The sequence below is a fragment of the Nonomuraea sp. K271 genome (genome assembly GCF_009908215.1).
GTDB lineage: Bacteria > Actinomycetota > Actinomycetes > Streptosporangiales > Streptosporangiaceae > Nonomuraea > Nonomuraea longispora.
Genome location: NZ_JAAAHR010000013.1, coordinates 1 through 20999, shown reverse-complemented (window position 1 = coordinate 20999; position 20999 = coordinate 1). Strand labels below are relative to the sequence as shown.

Genomic DNA, 20999 nt, shown 5'->3' with positions numbered 1-20999 from the left:
TCCTCGCCTTCCATCACCCGTTCTCCTCGCATTCACGAACCACTCGCCATGGGCGCCCGGTCCTCAGCGCTCACGGCCGGTTCCCGGCGTCCACCGCTTCATCCTCGGTGTGGGCGGTGGTGCGCAGTGGCCGCGCCGGCAGCGCGAGCGCGAGCACGAACGCCACCACCAGCAGCGGCGCCATGGCCGCGAACACCGACGGCACGGCGGCGGTGAAGGCTTCGCGCACGCCGGCGGGCAGGGCCGCCGGATCGGTGGCGGCGATGCCGGACCTCATGGTGATCAGGGCCCCTACCAGCGCGACCCCGGCCGAGGCGCCGATCTGGCGCAGGAACGTCACCGACGAGGTGGCGGTGCCGAGGTCGGCGTACCCCACGGCGTTCTGCGCGGCCAGCACCATGGTCTGCATGACGAGCCCGACGCCCAGCCCGGTCAGCAGCATGGCCAGGGCGAGCCCGAGCGCCGAGCCGCCGGCCAGACCGATCAGCCCGAGTCCGGCCGCCGCCACGGCCGTGCCGGCGACAGGGTAGGCCTTGTACTTCCCGGTCCGCGTGATCAGCCGGCCGGACACGATGGTCGTGACCAGCACGCCGCCCATCAGTGCGGTCACCAGCAGCCCCGCCTGCGTGGCGCTGGTGCCCGTGGCGATCTGCAGGTAGGCCGGCATGTACGTGATCGTCCCGAACAGCGCGAACCCGATGAGCAGGCTGATCGCCACGGGGATCGCGAAGGCCCGGTCACGGAAGAGCCGCAACGGCAGGATCGGGTCCTTGGCGTACCGGGTGCTGACCAGCCAGGCCACCAGCCCGGCAGCGGCCACGACCAGGTATACGGGGTCGCGGGTCTGCCCCACCATGACCACGCCGACCACGGCGACGGCCAGGGTGAGCGCGCCCGCAACGTCGAGCGGCGCCCGCGTACGGGGCTTCGGCAGCCGCAACGTCACGCTCAGCACGATCAGGGCGATCAGGCCGAGCGGTGGGTAGATGGCGAAGATCCACCGCCAGCTCAGCCGGTCGATGAACAGCCCGCCGATCAGCGGTCCGCCCACGGCGGCCACGACGTAGGCGGCTCCGATGAAGCCGAGATAGCGGCCCCTTTCGCGCGGGCTGACGATCTCGCCGATGATGGCCTGGGCGCCGATCATGAGCCCGCCACCGCCCAGCCCCTGCAGGGCGCGGAAGGCGATGAACTGCGGCATCGAGGTGGCCAGCGCGCACAGCACGGCTCCGGCCACGAACACCACGATGGCCACCTGCATGGCGGGCTTGCGGCCGTACCTGTCGCCGAGCTTGCCGTAGACAGGCATGACCACGGTGGCGGCGACGAGGTAGGCGGTGACGACGACCGGCATCTGGTCGAGCCCGCCCAGGCTGCCCGCCACGGCCGGGAGCGCGGGCGCCATGATCGTCTGGTCGAGCGCGCCCAGCAGCATCGTCAGAATCAGGCCCGACAACACGACGGCCATGACACCCCACCTCTTAGAGAACGAAGCGTTCTCTACGTAGCATAGGCTTCACCTATTGAGAACGCAACGTTTTCTATTTGGCCAGGACCTGGCCACCGGATACGCGGGCCACCGGACCGCGCGGAACGGCTGGGCGCACACCATGACAGGACCGCCGCCGATGCCCGTGCCGCGCGGTCCGCAGGATCAGCGCAGGCCAGGAGACCAGTTCGCCGTGGCGGCGCGGTCCTCGGCTGAGCGCGTACAACACCACGACCGGCCACTTGTCGGCGATCACTTCGACCGCCGGCCGAGCGGGGGAGTCAGCGAGAAAAACGTCGCCGGGACGACGGCTCGCCCCAGGTCAGCCTCATGTGGTGTCACAGGACGGGGACGACCTTGTGCTCGGCACGGAGGGCCACCGGGTCAAGGTCCGCAACCTGCGGACGAATCCCCAGGTCACGGTGCTCATCGAGGACGACAGGAACTCTCCCGAAGGACGGCGGCAGCGCCTGGTCGTACGCGGCACCGTGACCTTCGAGGGGCCCGGCATCCCTGACCGGTTCGCCGCCTTCATGGATCGGCAGGCCCGGCGCTACCTCGGCACCGACCATCCCTTCGCCAACCGGACCTCCACTACCGCGCTGATCGGCCGCATCCGGACAGAACGGATGTCTGGCGTCGGTCCCAGGGCCGCCTGACGGGAGGCCGCACGAGCGCCCGGCAACGCGTGATCAAGGTGAGGATTTGTTCCTCTTCGTTCACCGCATTCCTGCCTATGCGAAGCTTGGAATGGCAACTCGCGCCGGTGGGCGGGGCAAGTTTGACGGTGAGCATAGTGACACACAGCCGAAATTCATGCTGGTCATCACCCGTGCCCGGGTGCAGTTCTCTCTCCCGGAGTCTGGCGTGTTTCTCCCCAGGAATGTGATCTGGTGTGGGCGGCTGGAGAGCGAAGAGGAGACCCGTCCCCGGCGGACAGCGGCGTTGCCTTCGCCTCCACGGGTTCAGGCCACCATTTCTATCAAGGTGATCAGGCCGCCAACCAGTGCAAGGAGGCTCGCCATGCGGCTGGCCATCGGGCGGTGGCCACCTGCCTCGACATGCTTGCCGTGCGCTACGAAGACATCGCCCACATTGCCGCGATCATATGTCGCACATCGGCCGAATCGTACCGTTGACCTCGCACTTCGCAACCCTGAAGCCAAAGTGTCACATCAGGCGAAACACCTATTCACGGATGAAGTGCAAACGCGCCATACCTTTCACCGGGGTTCAACTTGTTTTGTTGATGTGCTGTTGATTACCGTGCGAATGAGGTGGGCGACGTGCCGCCTCCTGACCTGTTCTGGCGCGGCGAACCGGGCGAGGGAATCATCGTGGCTGACCTCGATCGCGAGGCGATGCGTGCCGTGGCGCAGCGGATCCAGCGGCTGTCCGACGAGCACTGGTGGTCGCTCGATCCGTCCTGCCGCCTGATGGAGAAGGACGCGTGGGTGGGGCCGACGGGCGGCCGGTTCGGTGCCCAACTCCACGCCGACCAGCAAGAGCTGCGCCACCTGCTCGCCCAGGCCGTTCACAGCGCGAATCAGAAGCTGGCGTCCATCCCGGACAAGCCATGACCGAGTTCACCGGGGTCAAGCAGCCCGCTTTCGACACGATGACGAGCAAGCACACCGAGGCCGCCAGGCGGCTGGAGGAACTGGCCCGGGCTTTGCACAGTGAACTACGGAGCGCTGGACTCGACACCTCACCGGCGGCGCGGCTGCGGCAGTTGGCCGGTCGAGTCACCACACAGGCCGAAGATCTACGGCGGCGGCAGAAACTCGTCCACGAGTTGCAGCGGCAGAAGATCGCCTTCGGCCGGAGCACGCCCGCCGGAAGCTATCTCGAGATGCCCGACGGTTTGGAGGCGGCCACAGGGTTGCTGGACGGCACGCTCGCCGGCCGCGCGGCGCTGAAGGCCGCGGACGGTGATGCCGAAGCACTGGCCGAGCTGGAGAAATACGTATCGAGAGGAGGGGATGCCGAGTTCGTCAAGGCGTTCCTCGGCACGCTGGGTGCCCAGGGCCTGACGCGGCTCCCCGGCTCGCTCGCCGCCCAACTACGCGACGCCAGAGCCCACGGCGACGCCAAACGCGTCGCTCAACTCTCCAACGGAGGCAGCAAGACGCTGCGCATGCTGAGCGCCGCTCTGGCCAGAGGAACGAGTCCGAAGAATCCGGCGTACGCGGGCGCCGGTTTCTTTCAGCAACTGGTGCAGCAGGGCCGGGCCCAGCACAGGACGGGTGGCACGACGTACTCCGGCTACCAGGCGCTGGCGCTCATCTGGCGTGCCCACGACGGGAACCCCCCGTACTCGAAGGAGTTCATGGAAACCGTCGGACGTGACGTGATCGTCTACGAGTACGAGCAGCGAAAGGGCGAGTGGGCGGCGAGCAGGCAGCCACTGGGCCGTGTCTTCGCGGGCATCCAGCTTCCCATCGTCGACTTGGCCGGCGCGCTCGGCCTCGGCACCCTGCTGAGACCGGAGGCGCAGGCGGGTGCGCCGGGCGCCAAAACCCAGTCGTCCGTGGTCGACGACCTGTTCCACGCGGCCAGGTCCAGCCGGGAAGCGTCCCATGCCCTGCTGAACCACACTCCACCCGGGTGGAAGGAATCCGTCCTGGACTACCTGCTGACGACCCGCTGGAAAGCTTCCTTGTTCACGAAGGACTACGCGCCGTTCAACGACCTGCTGGTGACCGCCACCACCGGCCAGGACGCCACGTCCCAGAAGCTGGCTGCCGACCTGACGCAGATCCTCTCCAACGAGGTACGCGGCGCCTTTGGCAAGGCCGACAGCGGCAACCTGGAAATCAGGAACCGGGAAGCTTTCGACCGGTACGCGGCGCTGAGTCACCCACTCGCCCGGGCGATCTCGGCCAACATCGACCAGCTCTCCCGGCTCTACCTGAACCACGCGACCTTCGGGCAGGTCGCGGCGCAGGACATGTCCTATGCGTTGCTGCTCGCCACCTCCAACGACGCCGGGTTCGAGGCGCTGATACGCGCACAGACCGAACACATGCGAGCGGCACTCGACACCGTGCCACCGGTCGGCCTAAACACGTCCAACGCGAAAAGGCTGGGATTCACCGAGGCGGATGTCAAGCGCTTCGATCTCAATGAGAATGGACGGGTTGACCGGACGGATGTAATGCAGTTCCTTACAGACCGGTCGGTGGAAGAGGCACGTCCTTTCTCACACATCGTGGAGAGCCGCCGCCAGATGCTGATCGCCAAAGGGCTAGACGAAAAGAAGGCGGATGAGGCGTTGAAGACCATGGTGAGCAACGCACTGGGGCTGCTTCCAGTCCCGGGCGCCAAGCAGGTAGGCCAACTGGCCACGGGAGCCTTCAGTGAACTGATTGACAGGGGATACGACAAACTCACCGGAAGCGCATACGATCAACTCGCTGGTCAGGTTGCACATCGAATGTCCGACCAGGAACAGAGCCTCGACGAGACACAACAGCGACTAGCGGACAACCGACTGGCGGTGGAGAGGCTAGCAGAGCAGATGCTCTCCACAGCCATGTTGAACAAGGGATTGCTCGACGGGCTGGACCTGAGCAAGCAGACATTTACGGTGGGGCTGCCGCACAGGATCAAGCCTTTCACCGATATGACTCCTCAGCAGTACAGCGCCTTCCTCGAATGGACTCGCGAAACGGGAGGAAGTAGCGAGCTGTACAACATTTTTAGCAAGACTTTTCGAAGTACGAGTGAGGTGGACGATTACCTTGACCTCGGGACAGCCTCATTTGGAGGTAGCAGATGAGGCATTACCGATTTCCCATTGCGGTTATTGCTCTCGTGTTGATCGCCGCTGCCTGTACCCCACAGAATCAGATTGCCTCCACGCCAGCGCCAGCTCCGCAACGAGTCATGGATTCCGCACCATATGTCTGCAACCTTATACCTGAACAGGCGTTTCGCCTTACCAGTGGCATGACCGAACCTCTCATTGAGAGGGCCAACGGCACTAAAAGGAACGGCGACTGCCGAGCTCCTGAGACAGCGTCCCGCCCTCTTAAGGTGTGGTGGAGACAAGAAGGTCCCGGAATGCCATTGCGGCACCTGAACTTCCTCATGATTGAGGATAGGATTCCACTCTACACCGACCACGAAGGAGTAAGACTTCCTCCGGAGCTCGGTGAAGGCATGGCCGCATACGTTTCGAGCGCCCCGTTCACCGACCAGCCGTACCGAGTCAGCGCCATGTTCCGCTGCGGCGACAGACAACGAATGATTGATATCTACTTGCCCCAGATCGTCAAGGGTAGGGATGGGATCCTGGATTTGATCGCGCTCATGCGTATCGCTCAGAAACGCTATGGCGAGCTGTACGACTGCACACCCGGCACCTAAAAAGCACGGAGGCCACTCGACACGGACCCCCGGGTAGGGAGCGGTCGAGTGGGTGGTGGGCGGCCTTGTGAGCGCGTGCCGAGAGGGCCGGGGCCTCGCAGGTCCGTACGAGGCCCGGCGGTGAGGATCCGTGGTCAGCGGAAGGCGCGGTTGACGGCGGAGATGATGGCCTTGAGGGAGGCCGTCGTCGCGTTGGCGTCGATGCCCACGCCCCACAGCACCTGCCCGTCCACGTCGCACTCCAGGTATGAGGCGGCCTTGGCGTCGGTGCCCGCGCTCATCGCGTGCTCCACGTAGTCGAGCACGCGCGCCCCCATGCCGATCTGGGCCAGAGCGTCGATGAAGGCGGAGATGGGGCCGTTGCCCGTGCCGGTCACCTCGCGGATCTCGCCGTCGAGGCGGATGTCGGCGCTGATGCGGTCGTGTTCTTCGGTGGACTCGTGGCGGTGGGCGAGGAGGCTGAGCCGGCCCCACCGGTTGGCGGGGTTGGGCAGGTATTCGTCGCGGAAGACGTCGTACATGGCGGCCGGGCTGATCTCGCCGCCCTCGGTGTCGGTGCGGGCCTGTACGACCTTGGAGAACTCGATCTGCAGCCGGCGCGGCAGGTCGAGCTGGTGGTCGGCCTTCATGATGTAGGCGACCCCGCCCTTGCCCGACTGGCTGTTGACCCGGATGACGGCCTCGTAGGTGCGGCCGATGTCCTTCGGGTCGATCGGCAGGTAGGGGACGGCCCACGTGTGGTCGTCGACCGGCACGCCCGCCGCCACGGCGTCCTTCTCGAGGTGTTCGAAGCCCTTCTTGATGGCGTCCTGGTGGGAGCCGGAGAAGGCGGTGTAGACGAGTTCGCCGCCCCACGGGTGGCGGGGGTGGACGGGCAGCTGGTTGCAGTATTCGGTGACGCGGCGGACCTCGTCGATGTCGCTGAAGTCGATCTCGGGGTCGACGCCCTGGGAGAACAGGTTCATGCCCAGGGTGACCAGGCAGACGTTGCCGGTGCGTTCGCCGTTGCCGAACAGGCAGCCTTCGATGCGGTCGGCGCCCGCCATGTAGCCCAGTTCGGCGGCGGCCACGGCGCTGCCGCGGTCGTTGTGCGGGTGGAGCGACAGGATGATCGAGTCGCGGCGCTTGAGGTTGCGGTGCATCCACTCGATCTGGTCGGCGTAGACGTTGGGCGTGGCCATCTCGACGGTGGCCGGCAGGTTCATGATGGCCTTGCGGTCGGGGGTGGGCTGCCACACTTCGGTGACGGCGTCGCACACCTCGACGGCGTATTCGAGCTCGGTGCCGGTGAACGACTCCGGGGAGTACTGGAGGCGCACGTCGACGTCGGTGGCGTCGGCGAGCTTCTTCACCAGTTTGGCGCCCTCGACCGCGATGGCGGTGATGCCGTCTTTGTCCTGGCCGAAGACCACGCGCCGCTGGAGGGTGGAGGTCGAGTTGTACAGGTGGACGATGGCCTGCTTGGCGCCCTCGATCGACTCGAAGGTGCGCTCGATCAGCTCGGGCCTGGCCTGGGTCAGCACCTGGATGACCACGTCGTCAGGGACGTGGCCCTCCTCGATGATCTGCCGGATGAAGTCGAAGTCGGTCTGCGAGGCGGCCGGAAAGCCCACCTCGATCTCCTTGTAGCCCATGCGTACCAGCAGCTCGAACATCTGGAGCTTGCGGTGCGGGTCCATCGGGTCGATCAGGGCCTGGTTGCCGTCGCGAAGGTCCACCGCGCACCAGCGGGGCGCTTTGGTGATGACCTGGTCGGGCCAGGTGCGGTCGCGCAGGCGAACGGGCTCGAACGGTTGGTAACGATGGATCGGCATGGTGCTGGGCTGCTGAGCGGTCATGACTGCTGCTCCTGAGTCGGACGGAAGAAAGCGGCCGACGCGCACGACAGGCTCCGCGGCGAGGGAGCCGGCCTTAGAGGCCCCCGCCGCGGCAGCTAAGCAGGAGGCCGCGCAGCATGACAGGAACGCTACCAGATGTCTCGCCATGCGCCGTCCCGGGTCCCAGATCCTGAGAAGCGGGTCGAGGCCGAGCCGGGTAGGGCCCAGGGGAACCGCCGCGGTTCGGAGTTCGGATCTCGGGTCGATCCGGAGGCGGGCCCAGGAATCCGCCGGGGTTCAGAATTCGGATCTCGGGTCGGTCCGAGGGCGGGCCCACAGCTCTGCCGGGGCCGATGCTCAGTCGGGGATGAGGACGCTGAGGCAGGTCACGCAGCCTTCGAGTTTCTCGTACTCGGAGATGTCGACGGTCGTCACGGCGAGTCCGCGCTGTTCGAGCATGGCGGCGGTACGCGGCGCCGACGCGGCCAGCAGGACGCGGTCGTCCCCGAGCGGCACCACGTGCGCGCCCGGCTCCTCCTCCGGCACGAGCAGCTTGGGCAGGTCCACGTGGCGGGGGTCGCCGATGAGGGTCCCGTCGGGCAGCGCTGTCACCCCGGACTTCAGGTGCAGCACGCCCCGCATGGTCACGGGCACGACCTCGCGTTCGGGAAGGAGGGCGGCCAACTGGGCGATGCCCTGGTCGTTGGAGCGCACGGACCTGCCGGCGTACAGGGTGTCGCCGGTCTGCAGCACGTCGCCGCCGTCGAGCGTGCCCGGCTCGGCGATCCTGACCGCCGTCAGCCCGAGGTCGTGTACGGCCGCCGCCACGGAGTCCACCTCCGGCCGCCGCTCCGGCGCACCCGGCCTGGTCAGCACCGCCAGCCGCCCCGACACCACCACGGTGTCCTCCACGAAGGGCGCGTCGGGCAGATCGTCGGCGGGCGGCACGTGGACGGGCCGCCACCCGGCGTCCGCCAGGGCCTCGACGTACGCGTCATGCTGGGCGAGGGCCCGCCGGTGATCCACGGGTTCGCGTTCGATGTGGGTGACGATTCCTTCGGCGATTCGGGGACCGGGCTTTCTTACCAGCGCAATACCAGGCATAGGGCGTCTTCTATCACGAGGTGATTAGAGTCTTGGGCATGCGGGACGACGAGATTCTCACCAGGATCAGCGCTCTGGTCAGCGAGGAGCACACGCTCCGCGACAAGCTGGCCGCGGGCGAGGTGACCACCGACGAGGAGCACGCGCGCGTCAAGGAGCTGGAGACGGCCCTCGACCAGTGCTGGGACCTGCTCAGGCAGCGCCGGGCCAGGCGTAACGCGGGTGAGGACCCCGACGACGCCGCGGCCAGGCCGGTCCGCGAGGTGGAGAACTACCGCCAGTAGGCGGCGGAAAACCTGTCGCCCGGCCGCGGCGGGTGCGCTTGGCTGACCTCATGCGGATCCAGCCGATCGATCTCGACGACCAGCCGGACGACCTGGTCGCGGGCCTGTACGACGCCTACGTGGCCGCCGCCGCGGCCGACGACCGCGGCCCTCTGCCGCGGCTCGCCCGCTTCCACCGGGATTTGTGCACCCCCGACCTGGGCAGGCGGGCCGAGGCCTGGGTGGCCGTCGAGGACGGCAAGGTCGTGGGCGGCTACGGGCTGTCGCTCCCGTTGGTCGACAACGCTCACCTCGGGGTGATCTCCGCGCTCGCCGTCCACCCTGAACGCCAGCGGCGCGGGCTCGGGACGGAGTTGTTCGCGCACGTGCTCGGCCGCCTGCGTCACCACGGCAGGCGGCTGCTGCTCGCGGAGACGCCCGTCACCGGCGACGGCGCCCGTTTCGCGCGGGCCCGCGGCATGGAGGTGGCGCTGGCCGAGGCCCGCCGCGTGCTCGACCTGCGCAGGGCGGACTGGGCGGCGCTCGAACGCATGATCCCCGAGGTCGACGGCTACCACGTCGAACGGTTCGAGGGACCGGCGGGTGCCGAGCTGGCGCCCGATCTCGCCACCCTGATGGACGGCATGAACGACGCCCCGCGCGACAGCGGCGTCGAGGACGGAGTCTTCAGCCCGGAGCGCGTACGCCACCGGGAGGAGGGCATCGTCCCCGGTGGCCAGACCTGCTACACCTCGATCGCCCGCCGCGACAGCGACGGCGCCCCCGCGGGTTACACGCGCATCTACGTCAACGCCGACCGCTCCGACGGCTGGGCGGGCCAGGCCGACACGACGGTGCTCGGCGCGCACCGCGGCCACCGCCTGGGCCTGCTGCTCAAGGTGGGCAACCTGCTGTGGTTGCGCGAGCGCGAGCCGCACGTCGAACGCATCCTCACCTGGAACGCCACCGGCAACAGACACATGCTCGCCATCAACGAGGCCATGGGGTTCGAGCTGTTCGACGAATGGAACCAGTGGCGTATGGAGGTCCAGGCGCGCGTGGAACCTGGGGCGCACGAGGGCTAACCTGACCGTCTATGACCATGGAGGCGCTGAGAGACGGAGACCCCAGGCAGGTGGGCCCGTACACCCTCCTGGGCCGGCTTGGTGAGGGCGGCATGGGCGTCGTCTACCTGGGCCGCGCCCCTGACGGCACGCGGGTGGCCGTCAAGCTGATCCACGCCAGGATGGACGCGGACCCCGGCTTCCGGCGCCGTTTCGCCCGCGAGGTGTCGGCCGCCAAGCGGGTCGCCCGTTTCTGCACCGCTCCCGTCCTCGACGCCGACGTCGAGGGCGACGTGGCCTACCTGGTCACCGAACACGTCGAGGGGCCGAGCCTCGGTGACGTCGTGCGGTCCTCGGGGCCGCTCAAGGGCTCGGCTCTCGACGGGCTGGCCGCCTCGATGGCCATGGCCCTGCGCGCCATCCACGGGGCCGGGGTGGTGCATCGCGACCTCAAGCCGTCGAACGTGCTGCTGTCGCAGGTGGGGCCGAAGGTCATCGACTTCGGCATCGCGCAGCTCGCGGACGCGGAGGTGAGCAGCGCGATCGTGGGGACGCCGTCGTACATGTCGCCCGAGCAGGTGTCGGGCGCCACCATCGGGCCGGCGTCGGACATCTTCTCGTGGGGCTGTACGGTCGCCTTCGCCGCCGGGGGCGTGCCGCCGTTCGGGTCGGGTTCGGTGCCGACGGTCCTGCTGCGCGTCATCAACGAGACCCCCGACCTGCGCGGGCTCACGGGGCCGCTGCGGGAGCTGGTGGTGGCGTCGCTGGCGAAGAACCCGGCGCTGCGCCCCACGGCGCAGGACCTGTTGGACCACCTCAGCGCCTCGGACGTGCCGGGCACCGCCGCCTCCGGATCCGTGGGCGGTACGGCGCCGACGGGAGGAGGCGGGCGGCCGACCGCTCCGGGCGTCGATGCGGGTACGACCGGCCCGAGCAGCCGCGCCGGTGACGACGCAGATTCCGGAGACCACGACCCGCCGGACGTTCCCGGGGACGGAGACCCCGGGCGCGGGCCTACGGCGGGCAGGCAGCGCAAGGTGGTGGCGGTCGCGGCGGCCGTGGTCGTGGCGGTGGCCGGGGTGTGGGCGGCGCTCATGTGGCGTGACCAAGGCACCGCGGGCGCCGGCTCCTCCCCCGCCCGGAACGACGCCGAGGCTTCGCGCCAGGCCCCGGTTCCCCGCAACCCGCTCAGGGCCCCGGCCGAGGTCTCGTTCTACTCTCCTCCCGAGCCGGGCGCGAGCCGGCAGGCGGCTCTGTGGGCGAAGGAGCGCCCCGCGGACGCGGAGCTGATGAGCAGGCTGGCCGCGGTCCCCCATGCCATCCGCCTCGGCCGGCCCGAGGTCAGGTCGAAGGTCGACGAAACGATCAGGGCGGCGGGCGAGCGGGGAGGCGTCCCGGTGTTCCTGGTCAACCGCCTGCCGGGCGGCGACTGCCTGCCGGTCGAGCCGGCGGAGCTGGCCGCGTACCAGGAGTGGATCAAGGGCGTCGCCCACCAGATCGGCCAGGCCGGGGCGGTGGTCATCCTGGAGCCGTCGAGCCTGGTCAAGCTGCCGGGGACGGAGAAGTGCGACAAGGACGGCTCCCCCGACCAGCGTTACCGGGACCTCCGGCAGGCCGTAGCAGCCTCAAGTCCAACCCCCGCACGGCGGTCTACCTCGACGGCAGCCAGGACTTCTGGCCGGGGACCGACGTCATGGCGCGGCGGCTGATCGCGGCGGGGATTGAGGAGGCGGACGGGTTCTTCGTCAACACCGCCGGATTCGAGCGTACGGACGAGAGCGTCGAGTACGGCAAGGCGCTGTCGGCCTGCGTCAGCGTCCAGCTGAGCACAGGCCGCGACGCGTGCCCGAAGGACGTGCCGGTCGACCGGTCGAGGATGCCGCACTTCGTGATCGACACGGCCAGGAACGGCCAGGGTTCGTGGGAGCCGGCGAAGAAGTACGACGACCCGCAGGTGTGGTGCAACCCTCCGGGCAGGGGCGTCGGCCCGCGGCCCACCACGGCAACGGGCGAGGAGCTGGTCGACGCGTACCTGTGGATCGCGCGGCCGGGCACGTCGGGCGGCCGGTGCAGGCGCGGCACCGACGGGGAGAAGGATCCCGAGCGCGGCGTCGTGTCCCCGGAGCTCGGTGAGTGGTGGGCCGACCTGGCGCTGGAGCGGGCGAAGAACGCGAATCCGCCACTCCGGTGAGCCCGCGCCGGGAGATATCAGCATGAACTCCCGCGGTCCGGTCCTCCACAATGGGGATGTGACTGCACGCCTGCGCATCGCCTCTGAGCTGAGGATGTTCCTGCCGGTGAGCCGGCGACGCGAGTGGCAGGAGGTGGCTCCCGACGGCACCTCCACGCTGGGGCACCACGTCGAGTCCATCGGCATCCCGCTGACGGAGGTGGGCCCGCTGATCCTGGCCGGCGATCGTGGCGTGCCGCCGTCCTACCAGCCCGCGCCGGGCGACGTGGTGGAGGTTCACCCGGTGCCGCGCCCGCAGCAGCTGCCCGAGGGGCCGCGCTTCCTGCTGGACGTGCACCTGGGGACGCTGGCGCGGCGGCTGCGGCTGCTCGGCGTCGACACCGCCTACCACAACGACATGGACGACCCGGCGCTGGTGGTGCAGGCGAACGAGGAACGCCGGGTGCTGCTGACGCAGGACCGCGGCCTGCTGCGCCGCCGCGCGTTGTGGCTGGGCGCGTACGTCCGCGGCTCGCGCCCCGCCGACCAGCTCCGCGACCTGCTGGAGCGCTTCGCGCCGCCGCTGCGCCCGTGGACCCGCTGCACGGCGTGCAACGGCGAGCTGGAGCAGGTCGACAAGGTCGAGGTCGAGCCGCTGCTGGCGGCCGGCACGCGGCGCAGCTACGACGCCTACGGCCGGTGCGGGGAGTGCGGTCAGGTCTACTGGCACGGCGCGCACAGCGGGCACCTGGAGGAGATCGTACGCACGGCACGGGCGTGGGCGTCCTGACGCTCCCCGGTGTGCCATCCTGATCGGCATCTCTCTTCGTAAGCTCGAAGGAAGGGTCGTGTGGACTTTCGCATCATGGGGCCGCTCGAGGTGCGCGACGGCGAGCGGGATCTGACGCCCACGACGCCCAAGCTCCGCGATCTGCTGGCCATGTTCCTGCTCAACGCCGGTCACCCGCTGACGGTCGAGCGGCTGCGGCGGCTGTTGTGGCCCCGCGAGGGAGGCGACCGCTCCGACTCTCTGGTCCGCGGTTACGTCGGCCGGCTCAGGCAGTTGCTCGGCAAGGACGTGATCGGCACCGTGTCGGGATCGTACGTGTTGTCCGTCGGCGACGGCGGGCTCGACGTCGACCGGTTCCGGCTGCTGGTCGACAGGGGCGCCTACGACGAGGCGCTGACGTTGTGGCGGGGCGAGGTCTTGGAGGACGTCGACCCGGAGGGCGAGCGGTGGTCGGAGACGCGCCGGCTGCGCGAGGAGTTCGGCGAGCTGCGGCTGCTCGCCCTGGAGCGCAGGCTGCAGGCCGGTCTGGACGCGGGCCGCCACCGCGAGCTGCTGGCCGAGCTGCGCGGACTGACCCGGCTGCATCCGACGTGGCAGCGCTTCCGCGGCCAGTACATGCTGGCCCTCTACCGCAGCGGCCGCCGGGTGGACGCGCTGGCCGCGTACGCGGTGCTGCGTGACCAGCTCGACGGCGGCCACGCGATCGAGCCGGACGCGGAGTTACAGCTGCTCTACCACCGCATGTTGTACGACGACGCGTCGCTGCACGTGTCGGCGGGCCCTCCGGTGCTGCTGCCGCCCGACGTGGCGGGTTTCACGGGCCGGGCCGCCCTGCTCGACCAGGTGATCGGCGGCCAGGTCGTGGTGCACGGGCAGGCGGGCGCGGGCAAGTCGGCGCTGGCCGTGCACGCGGCCTGGCGGGGGCGCGAGGCTTTCCCCGACGGCATCCTGTACGCCGACCTGCGCGAGACGACGGCGCCGTCGGCGGTGCTGGAGGACTTCCTGCGCTGGCTGGGCTGCCCGTCCCAGGCGATCCCCGCGTCGCTGGAGCAGCGCGAACGGCTCTTCCGCACGTACGTGGCCGCCCGCAAGCTGCTGGTGGTGCTCGACAACGCGGTCGGCGAGGCGCAGGTGCGGCCGCTGCTGACGTCCTGCCCGACGGTCGTGACCAGCCGTTCCTCGCTTGGTGGGCTGACCGGGGCGCGTCGGTTGTCCATCGGCGTGCTGGACGACGGGGAGGCGCTCGACCTGCTGGCGAGGTGTTCCGGCCGCGCGGCGGACGACGCCATGCGCAGGCTGGCGCGGTTCTGCGGCGGCCTGCCGATCGCGCTGCGCATCGCCGGCTCCCGGCTGGCGGCCAGGCCGGAGTGGACCGTCGACTACCTGGTGCGCCTGCTGGAGGACGAGCACGAGCGGCTCGACCGGCTGCACGCGGGCGACCAGACGGTGCGCAGCGTGCTCGCCATCGGCTTCGACGGACTGCCGGAGCCGGCCAGGCTGACGTTGCGCGGGCTCAGTACGTTGTCGGCGCCCGACGTCGCCGACTGGGTGACCGAGCAGCTCGGCGGGCATGCCGAGACGCTGGTGGACGCGGGCCTGCTGGAGACGTGCGGGGTCGACGTGGCGGGCCAGGTTCGTTATCGCATGCACGATCTGACCAGGTTGTTCGCCCGTGAGCAGCCCGTCTCCGGGGTGCTGGCGAGAGTGGCGGCCGTGGTGCTGGACAGGGTGCGGACCTCCCGGTTCTCGCTGGTGTCGGGCGATCCAGCCACGGCCGTGGCCACCAGGGACATCAGGGAGTCGGTCGAATGGCTGGCGGCCGAGCGGGCGTTCCTGGCGAGCCTGGTCGCCGACCTGCACATGGCGGGGCTGGACGACGAGTGCTGGCGGCTGGCGCACCTGCTGGGCCCCTTCCTCGAACGCCACCGCTACCTCGACGACTGGCGTTCGGTGACCGGACCAGCGCTGGAGTCGGCACGGCGGTCGGCCGACGACCGGGGCGAGGCGCTGATCCTGCTGGATCTGGGTGATCTTCATCTGGCCGAGCGGGAGTGGCAACGCGCGTACGAACGGCTTGAGTACGCGCTGGACATGGTGAGGCGACAGGGCCGCGCCCGCGACGTCCACCACGCCGTACGCCGCCTGGCCCGGGTCCACCTGGAGCTGGGGCGGCTGGAGGAGGCCGAGCGGACACTGCGCGCCTGTCTGAAGGAGGCCGGCAACGAGCGCGACACGGCCGACGCCGAGCGGGTGCTGGGCGCGGTGCTGCGCCGCGCCGGCCGGCTGGACGAGTCCGGCGAGCTGCTGGCCGCCGCCATCGGACGCCTGGCCGAGCTGGGCGACCGGCACCGGCAGGCCGACACCCTTCTCGACCTGTCGGCGGTACGCCTGGCGCAGGCCGCCAAGCCGGCCGCCAGGGCCGCCGCCGAGCAGGCCAGGAGCATCGCCGTACGCCTCGGCGACCGGCGGCTCGACGCGCACGCGCTGCTGGCCCTGGCCCGGGTCAACCGGGCGGAGGGCGCGACCGGGCGGGCGTGCGAGCTGGCCGGGGCGGCGCTGGAGGTCTTCGAGCAGACCGGCGACCGGCAGGCCGCCGCCAACACCCGGGCGTTCCTGGCGCAGATTCCGCGGTGACGCCCGCAGTGACGTTCGCAGTGACCCCGCAAGTGACCCCGCAAGTGACCCCGCAGTGGGCGCGGGGTCTCACACGGCCAGCAGGCGGCGGACGTCCTCGCGGTGCAGGTCCTGGGCGGTACCGGTGCGCACCACGTGCCCGCCGTCGAGGATGGCGAACGTGTCGGCCAGCCGCAGCGCGATGTCGAGGTACTGCTCCACGAGCAGCAGGGGCAGGCCGTCGGCGTGCAGGCGTTCGATGGCGGCCTCGATCTCCAGGATGATCGACGGCTGGATGCCCTCGGTCGGCTCGTCGAGGATGAGCATCCTCGGTCTGGTCACGAGGGCGCGGGCCATGGCGAGCTGCTGCTGCTGGCCGCCCGACAGGTGGCCGGCGCTCCGTTTGAGCAGCGGCTTGAGCGCGGGGAAGAGGTCGAGGGCCTCGTCGAGGGCCTGCTTGGGCTGCTTGGCGGCCTCCAGGGTCACCAGCAGGTTGCCCTGGACCGACAGCTGGGGGAAACACTGGTGGCCCTGCGGCACGTACCCCATGCCGAGCCGCACCCGCTCGTGCGGCTTGAGCTTCGTGACGTCGCGGCCGTCGAACGTGACCGTGCCGGCGACCGCGGGCAGCACGCCCATGACGGTGTTGAGCAGCGTGGTCTTGCCGACGCCGTTGCGGCCCATGACGCACACGAGCTGCCCGGCGCCCACCTCCAGCGAGACGCCGAACAACACGCGCGCCCTCCCGTACCCGGACTCAAGGCCTGTGACCGACAGCATCGCTCGCCTTCCTCCCCAGGTAGACCTCCTGCACGCGGGGGTCGGCGCTGACCTGGTCGACCGAGCCCTCCACGAGCACCCTGCCCTCGTGCAGCACGGTCACTGTCGAGGCGTGCCGCCGCAGGAACTCCATGTCGTGCTCCACCACGACCACCGTGTGGTCGTCGGCGATCCGCGTGAGCAGCTCGCCGGTGCGCTCGCGCTCGTCCTTGGACATGCCGGCGACCGGCTCGTCCAGGAGCAGCAGCCGGGGACGCTGCGCCAGCAGCATCCCGATCTCGAGCCACTGGCGCTGGCCGTGGGAGAGAACCCCGGCTGAACGTTCGGCGAGGTCTTCGAGCCCGGTTCTGGCGAGCGCCTCGGCGACGGCCTCCGAGACGCCCCTGCGCCGCCTGGCCAGCGTCCACAGCGGCCTGCGGAAGCCGGCGGCGAGGTCGAGGTTCTCGATCACGGTGAGCTCCTCGAAGACGACGGACGTCTGGAACGTGCGGCCGACGCCGAGCCGTACGATCTGGTGCTCTTTCCTGCCCACCAGGTCGTGGCCGGCGAACCGCACGCTGCCCGCCGCCGGCCTGGTCAGACCGGTGATCACATCGATCAGGGTGGTCTTGCCCGCTCCGTTGGGCCCGATGAGGAAGCGCAGTTCGCCGTCGGGCACGGTCAGGTTCACGCCGTCGAGCGCGCGGAAGCCGTCGAACACGACCTGGACGTCACGTAGTTCGAGCACGTCGCCACCTCTCCGCCACCCCGATGATCCCCTTCGGGGCGAGCGTCATGACCAGGATGAACAGGGCGCCCTGCAGGTAGAGCCAGCCGTCGGCGAACTGCTCGCTGAACGCCGTCTGCGCGTAACCCATGACGACTGCGCCGAGCACGGCCCCGGCCAGCGCGTGCCGGCCGCCGACCGCCACCGCGACGACCAGCTCCAGCGACGGCACCACGCCGAGCAGGGCGGGCGAGATGATGCCGACGACGGGGACGAACAGCGCGCCCGCCAGTCCCGCCATGCCCGCCGACAGGGCGAATGTGACGGTCTTGACCAGGGCCGGGTCGTAGCCGAGGAAGCGCACCCGGTCCTCACCGTCCCTGATCGCGACGAGCAGCCGGCCGTACCGGCTGTTCACCAGTTGCCGGGTGGCGAGGTAGAGCACGCCCAGTGCGGACGCCACCACCAGGTAGAGCGCGCGCTGCGTGGAGTCCTCGGCGAGGTCCTGGCCGAACACGTCGAAGAAGTTCGTCATGCCGTTGGTGCCGCCGGTCAGGCCCTGCTGCCCGACCAGCAGGATGACCATGGCGGCGGCCAGCGCCTGGGTGAGGATCGCGAAGTACGCGCCGCGTACGCGCTGCCGGAACACCAGCGTGCCGAGCACGGCGGCGATCAGCGTCGGCCCCAGCACGGCCGTGGCCAGGGCGAGGACCGGGTCGCCGAACGGCACCCACAACGCGGGCAGCTCCTCCACCCCGCTCCACACCATGAAGTCGGGCAGCCCGCCGCCCTCGGTGAGCTTGAGGTGCATCGCCATGGAGTAGCCGCCGAGCCCGAAGAACACTCCCTGGCCGAGGGTGAGCATGCCGGCCTGCCCCCACGCCAGCCCGATGCCGAGCGCGACGATCGCGTAACACAGGTACTTGGCCAGCAGGCTCAGCCGGAAGGGCTCCAGCAGCAGCGGAGCGGCCACGAGGACGATCACCGCCACGGCCGCGAAGGGCAGGTTCCTCCTGATCATGTGAGCGCCCGCGATCTGAGCACGAACATGCCCTGCGGCCGCACCTGCAGGAACGCGATGACGGCGGCGAGCACGATGACCTTCGCGAGTGAGGCGTCCGACCAGAACTCCGCGTACGAGTTGAGCAGGCCCAGCCCGGCGGCCGCGAGCACGGCCCCCCGCAGTTGCCCGAGCCCGCCCGCCACGACGACGAGGAACGCGTCGACGATGTAGTACGTGCCGAGCGCCGGCCCGACGGGCCCGATGAGCGTCAGCGCCACCCCGGCCACGCCCGCCAGCCCAGACCCCACGAAGAAGGTCAGCATGTCCACCCGGCCGGTGTCGATGCCGCTGGTCGCGGCCAGCCGCCGGTTCTGCACGACGGCCTGGGTCCTGCGCCCGAGCCTGGTGCGGGTGAGGTAGGCCCAGACGGCGACGACCCCGGCCACCGCCAGCCCCATGATGAACAGCCGGTTGTACGGCAGGATGCCGACCCCTCCCGACAACCACGCGGGGGCGGGCACCTGGACGTTGGGTGCGCCGAACAGGTCGCGGGCGAGCTGCTGCAGCACCAGGCTGACGCCCCAGGTCAGCAGCAGCGTGTCGAGGGGGCGGCCGTAGAAGTGCCGGATGGCGGCCCGTTCGAGGATCAGCCCCATGGTCCCGGCGACCAGGAACGCCGCGGGCAGTGCCGGCACGAGGTCGCCCAGCAGGAACGCGGTGTACGCCCCCGCCATGATGAACTCGCCGTGCGCCATGTTGATCACGCCCATCTGCCCGAAGGTGAACGTGAGCCCGAGCGCGATGAGCAGCAGCACCGCCCCGATGGACAACCCGATCGGCAGCTGGTTGGCGAAGGCGGACATCACTGACCGGCCAGCCCGGCCGCCCACGGGTAGCCCTTGAGGTAGGGGTCCGGCTTGATCGGCTCGCCGGAGTCCCACACTTGCTTGATCAGGCCGTCGGGCTGGACGATGCCGATGCGGGCGGTCTTGTACAGGTGCTGGCTCTCGCCGTCGATGGTGACCAGGCCCTCGGGGCGTTCGAGCGCGATGCCGCCCGCGGCCTTCCTGACCGCCTCGACCTCGGTCGTGCCGGCCTTCTTGACGGCCTCGGCCCACAGGTAGACGGCGTTGTAGCCGGCCTCCATGGGGTCGCTGGTGACCTTGTCCTGGCCGTACTTGGCCTTGTAGGCCTTGACGAACGCCTTGTTCGCGGAGGTGTCGGTGGTCTGGTAGTAGTTCCAGGCGACCGGCTGGCCGACGACGTTGTCCACGCCGATGCCGGTGACCTCCTCCTCGGCGATGCTGACCGACAGCACGGGCATGCTTTCGGCCGTGGCTCCCGTGCTCTTGAGGGCCTTGAAGAACGCGACGTTCGAGTCGCCGTTGAGCGTGTTGAAGACGGCGTCCGGCCTGGCCTGCGTGACCTTGTTGACCAGCGTGGAGTATTCGGTGTGGCCGAGCGGCGTGTACTCCTCGCCGAGGATCTCCATGCCGTTCGCGGCCGCGTACGCCTTGATGATCTTGTTGGCGGTGCGGGGGAAGACGTAGTCGCTGCCCACCAGGAACAACCGTTTCTTGCCCTGTTCCTTCAGGTAGTCGAGGCCGGGGATGATCTGCTGGTTGGTGGTGGCGCCCGTGTAGAAGATGTACGGCGAGCTCTCCAGCCCTTCGTACTGCACCGGATACCACAGCAGCGCCTTGTAGCGTTCGAAGACCGGCAGCATCGCCTTCCTGCTGGCCGACGTCCAGCCGCCGAAGACGGTGGCGACCTTGTCCTGCCTGATCAGTTTCGTGGCCTTCTCGGCGAACGTGGGCCAGTCGGAGGCGCCGTCCTCCACCACGGGCACGAGTTGCTTGCCGAGCACGCCTCCGGCCTTGTTGATCTCTTCGATGGCGAGAAGTTCGGCGTCGCGCACGGTGACCTCGCTGATGGCCATCGTGCCGCTGAGCGAGTGGAGGATGCCGACCTTGATGTCGCCGGAGTCGCCGGCCGGCCGGGCGTCTGATCCGCAGGCCGCAAGGGACAAGACGAGGATCGCGGAGACAATCGGGCGGGGGATGCGCACAGCCGTTCCTTCCTGCCGACCGGTACTGCGAGAAAGGTGGACCCGCGAGATTTCCCGGGAAGATCCCGCGCGTTAAGACACGATTGCCGGATGTTCACAAGCGCACTTATTCCGACATACGGCAGTGCGGCGCGACGGCGAAACCCGCCCGACATCACCCGGCAACAGCCAGGAAACGGCCGGTTCCTATGGTCCGGCCATGCGGCTAACCTCACACGAGCAGGAACGGCTGCTCATCCACGTCGCCGCCGGGGTGGCGCGCGAGCGGCAGGCCAGGGGCCTGCGGCTCAACCATCCCGAGGCTACCGCCGTCATCGCGTCGTTCCTCATGGAGGGCGCCAGGGACGGGCGCAGCGTCGCCGACCTGATGGAGGCGGGGCGGTCGGTGCTCGACCGCGCCGACGTCATGGACGGTGTGCCCGAGATGCTGGAAAGCGTCCAGGTCGAGGCCACGTTCCCCGACGGCACGAAGCTCGTCACCGTGCACAGGCCGATCCCGTGATCCCGGGCGAGTACGTGCATCCCGAGGGGGCGATCGAGCTCAACCCGGGACGCGAGCGGGTCACGGTGCGGGTGGTCAACACCGCCGACCGGCCGGTGCAGGTGGGTTCCCACTACCATTTCGCGGCCGCCAACCCGGGGCTGGAGTTCGACAGGAAGGCGGCCTGGGGGATGCGACTCGACGTGCCGTCCGGGACGGCGGTCAGGTTCGAGCCGGGCGTCGAGCGCGACGTGCGGCTGGTGCCGATCGCGGGCGGGCG

Annotated in this window: 19 protein-coding genes and 1 pseudogene; 11 read left to right on the top strand and 9 right to left on the bottom strand. The window is 69.6% G+C overall.

What is annotated here, in order from left to right:
* Positions 1-70: 70 nt before the first annotated feature.
* Positions 71-1468 (bottom strand): MFS transporter, encoded by a 1398-nt coding sequence (locus GUY59_RS06650; protein WP_138199276.1) that lies wholly within the window; start codon positions 1466-1468, stop codon positions 71-73.
* Positions 1469-1824: 356 nt separating this feature from the next.
* On the opposite strand from GUY59_RS06650, the gene GUY59_RS06640 reads away from it, so the two are divergent.
* Positions 1825-2148: a pyridoxamine 5'-phosphate oxidase family protein gene (locus GUY59_RS06640; RefSeq protein ID WP_161714431.1), complete on the top strand. Its 324-nt coding sequence runs from the start codon at positions 1825-1827 to the stop codon at positions 2146-2148.
* A gap of 306 nt (positions 2149-2454) precedes the next feature.
* Here GUY59_RS06640 and GUY59_RS49840 read toward each other — a convergent pair whose 3' ends face one another.
* Positions 2455-2583, bottom strand: a complete 129-nt coding sequence (locus GUY59_RS49840; protein ID WP_269128722.1) for a hypothetical protein — start codon at positions 2581-2583, stop codon at positions 2455-2457.
* A gap of 183 nt (positions 2584-2766) precedes the next feature.
* Here GUY59_RS49840 and GUY59_RS06635 point away from each other — a divergent pair, with 183 nt between their 5' ends.
* From GUY59_RS06635 to GUY59_RS06625, 3 genes are all read left to right on the top strand, one after another.
* Positions 2767-3069, top strand: a complete 303-nt coding sequence (locus GUY59_RS06635) for a hypothetical protein (RefSeq protein WP_138199277.1) — start codon at positions 2767-2769, stop codon at positions 3067-3069.
* Positions 3066-5270 (top strand): hypothetical protein, encoded by a 2205-nt coding sequence (locus tag GUY59_RS06630; RefSeq protein ID WP_138199278.1) that lies wholly within the window; start codon positions 3066-3068, stop codon positions 5268-5270. The genes GUY59_RS06635 and GUY59_RS06630 overlap by 4 nt, the downstream gene beginning before the upstream one ends.
* Before the next feature lie 284 nt (positions 5271-5554).
* Positions 5555-5860 carry a hypothetical protein gene (locus GUY59_RS06625; protein WP_138199279.1) on the top strand — a complete coding sequence of 102 codons (306 nt, stop codon included), beginning with the start codon at positions 5555-5557 and terminating at the stop codon, positions 5858-5860.
* 134 nt (positions 5861-5994) lie between these two features.
* Here the strand turns inward: GUY59_RS06625 and leuA are convergent, their stop codons facing one another.
* Entirely contained in the window at positions 5995-7698 is a 1704-nt protein-coding gene (gene leuA / locus GUY59_RS06620) for a 2-isopropylmalate synthase (protein ID WP_138199280.1), read from the bottom strand.
* Between the two features lie 336 nt (positions 7699-8034).
* Entirely contained in the window at positions 8035-8781 is a 747-nt protein-coding gene (gene ddaH / locus GUY59_RS06615) for a dimethylargininase (protein WP_138199281.1), read from the bottom strand.
* A 38-nt stretch (positions 8782-8819) separates the two neighbouring features.
* On the opposite strand from ddaH, the gene GUY59_RS06610 reads away from it, so the two are divergent.
* The 5 genes and pseudogenes from GUY59_RS06610 to GUY59_RS06585 all read left to right on the top strand — a co-directional run bounded on the left by GUY59_RS06610 (position 8820) and on the right by GUY59_RS06585 (position 15702).
* Positions 8820-9065, top strand: a complete 246-nt coding sequence (locus GUY59_RS06610; RefSeq protein WP_138199282.1) for a DUF2630 family protein — start codon at positions 8820-8822, stop codon at positions 9063-9065.
* A 50-nt stretch (positions 9066-9115) separates the two neighbouring features.
* Positions 9116-10129 carry a GNAT family N-acetyltransferase gene (locus GUY59_RS06605; RefSeq protein WP_138199283.1) on the top strand — a complete coding sequence of 338 codons (1014 nt, stop codon included), beginning with the start codon at positions 9116-9118 and terminating at the stop codon, positions 10127-10129.
* An 11-nt stretch (positions 10130-10140) separates the two neighbouring features.
* Positions 10141-12299 (top strand): annotated as a pseudogene (locus tag GUY59_RS06600) (glycoside hydrolase family 6 protein).
* Positions 12300-12321: 22 nt separating this feature from the next.
* Entirely contained in the window at positions 12322-13068 is a 747-nt protein-coding gene (locus GUY59_RS06590; protein ID WP_138199286.1) for a Mut7-C RNAse domain-containing protein, read from the top strand.
* A gap of 60 nt (positions 13069-13128) precedes the next feature.
* A complete protein-coding gene (locus GUY59_RS06585; RefSeq protein ID WP_138199287.1) occupies positions 13129-15702 on the top strand; it encodes an AfsR/SARP family transcriptional regulator in 2574 nt (857 codons plus the stop codon).
* Positions 15703-15771: 69 nt separating this feature from the next.
* Here the strand turns inward: GUY59_RS06585 and urtE are convergent, their stop codons facing one another.
* The 5 genes from urtE to urtA are packed head-to-tail and all read right to left on the bottom strand — an operon-like array spanning position 15772 to position 20238.
* Positions 15772-16461, bottom strand: coding sequence for an urea ABC transporter ATP-binding subunit UrtE (urtE, locus tag GUY59_RS06580; protein ID WP_138199288.1), 690 nt, complete (start codon positions 16459-16461; stop codon positions 15772-15774).
* Positions 16439-17188 (bottom strand): urea ABC transporter ATP-binding protein UrtD, encoded by a 750-nt coding sequence (urtD, locus tag GUY59_RS06575; protein WP_138199289.1) that lies wholly within the window; start codon positions 17186-17188, stop codon positions 16439-16441. The genes urtE and urtD overlap by 23 nt, the downstream gene beginning before the upstream one ends.
* Positions 17172-18188 carry an urea ABC transporter permease subunit UrtC gene (gene urtC, locus GUY59_RS06570; RefSeq protein WP_138199290.1) on the bottom strand — a complete coding sequence of 339 codons (1017 nt, stop codon included), beginning with the start codon at positions 18186-18188 and terminating at the stop codon, positions 17172-17174. Before urtC ends, urtD begins: the two co-directional genes overlap by 17 nt.
* On the bottom strand, positions 18185-19033 hold the full coding sequence (gene urtB / locus GUY59_RS06565) for an urea ABC transporter permease subunit UrtB (protein ID WP_132340129.1): 849 nt from the start codon (positions 19031-19033) through the stop codon (positions 18185-18187). The genes urtC and urtB overlap by 4 nt, the downstream gene beginning before the upstream one ends.
* Positions 19033-20238 carry an urea ABC transporter substrate-binding protein gene (urtA, locus tag GUY59_RS06560; RefSeq protein ID WP_138199291.1) on the bottom strand — a complete coding sequence of 402 codons (1206 nt, stop codon included), beginning with the start codon at positions 20236-20238 and terminating at the stop codon, positions 19033-19035. The genes urtB and urtA overlap by 1 nt, the downstream gene beginning before the upstream one ends.
* A 199-nt stretch (positions 20239-20437) precedes the next feature.
* Between urtA and GUY59_RS06555 the strand changes: the two genes are divergently transcribed.
* Both GUY59_RS06555 and GUY59_RS06550 read left to right on the top strand, forming a co-directional pair.
* A complete protein-coding gene (locus GUY59_RS06555; RefSeq protein ID WP_132340133.1) occupies positions 20438-20740 on the top strand; it encodes an urease subunit gamma in 303 nt (100 codons plus the stop codon).
* Positions 20737-20999: urease subunit beta (locus GUY59_RS06550; RefSeq protein WP_161714430.1), on the top strand; the 263-nt coding region annotated here is incomplete at its 3' end. The genes GUY59_RS06555 and GUY59_RS06550, both read left to right, overlap by 4 nt.

Excerpts from the sequence above, each read along its gene's own strand:
- GUY59_RS06650 (WP_138199276.1), bottom strand. The coding sequence starts at position 1,468 with ATGGCCGTCGTGTTGTCGGGCCTGATTCTGACGATGCTGCTGGGCGCG.
- GUY59_RS06630 (WP_138199278.1), top strand. The coding sequence starts at position 3,066 with ATGACCGAGTTCACCGGGGTCAAGCAGCCCGCTTTCGACACGATGACG.
- GUY59_RS06625 (WP_138199279.1), top strand. The coding sequence starts at position 5,555 with ATGCCATTGCGGCACCTGAACTTCCTCATGATTGAGGATAGGATTCCA.
- leuA (WP_138199280.1), bottom strand. The coding sequence starts at position 7,698 with ATGACCGCTCAGCAGCCCAGCACCATGCCGATCCATCGTTACCAACCG.
- ddaH (WP_138199281.1), bottom strand. The coding sequence starts at position 8,781 with ATGCCTGGTATTGCGCTGGTAAGAAAGCCCGGTCCCCGAATCGCCGAA.
- GUY59_RS06610 (WP_138199282.1), top strand. The coding sequence starts at position 8,820 with ATGCGGGACGACGAGATTCTCACCAGGATCAGCGCTCTGGTCAGCGAG.
- GUY59_RS06605 (WP_138199283.1), top strand. The coding sequence starts at position 9,116 with ATGCGGATCCAGCCGATCGATCTCGACGACCAGCCGGACGACCTGGTC.
- GUY59_RS06590 (WP_138199286.1), top strand. The coding sequence starts at position 12,322 with ATGAACTCCCGCGGTCCGGTCCTCCACAATGGGGATGTGACTGCACGC.
- urtE (WP_138199288.1), bottom strand. The coding sequence starts at position 16,461 with ATGCTGTCGGTCACAGGCCTTGAGTCCGGGTACGGGAGGGCGCGCGTG.
- urtC (WP_138199290.1), bottom strand. The coding sequence starts at position 18,188 with ATGATCAGGAGGAACCTGCCCTTCGCGGCCGTGGCGGTGATCGTCCTC.
- urtB (WP_132340129.1), bottom strand. The coding sequence starts at position 19,033 with ATGTCCGCCTTCGCCAACCAGCTGCCGATCGGGTTGTCCATCGGGGCG.
- GUY59_RS06555 (WP_132340133.1), top strand. The coding sequence starts at position 20,438 with ATGCGGCTAACCTCACACGAGCAGGAACGGCTGCTCATCCACGTCGCC.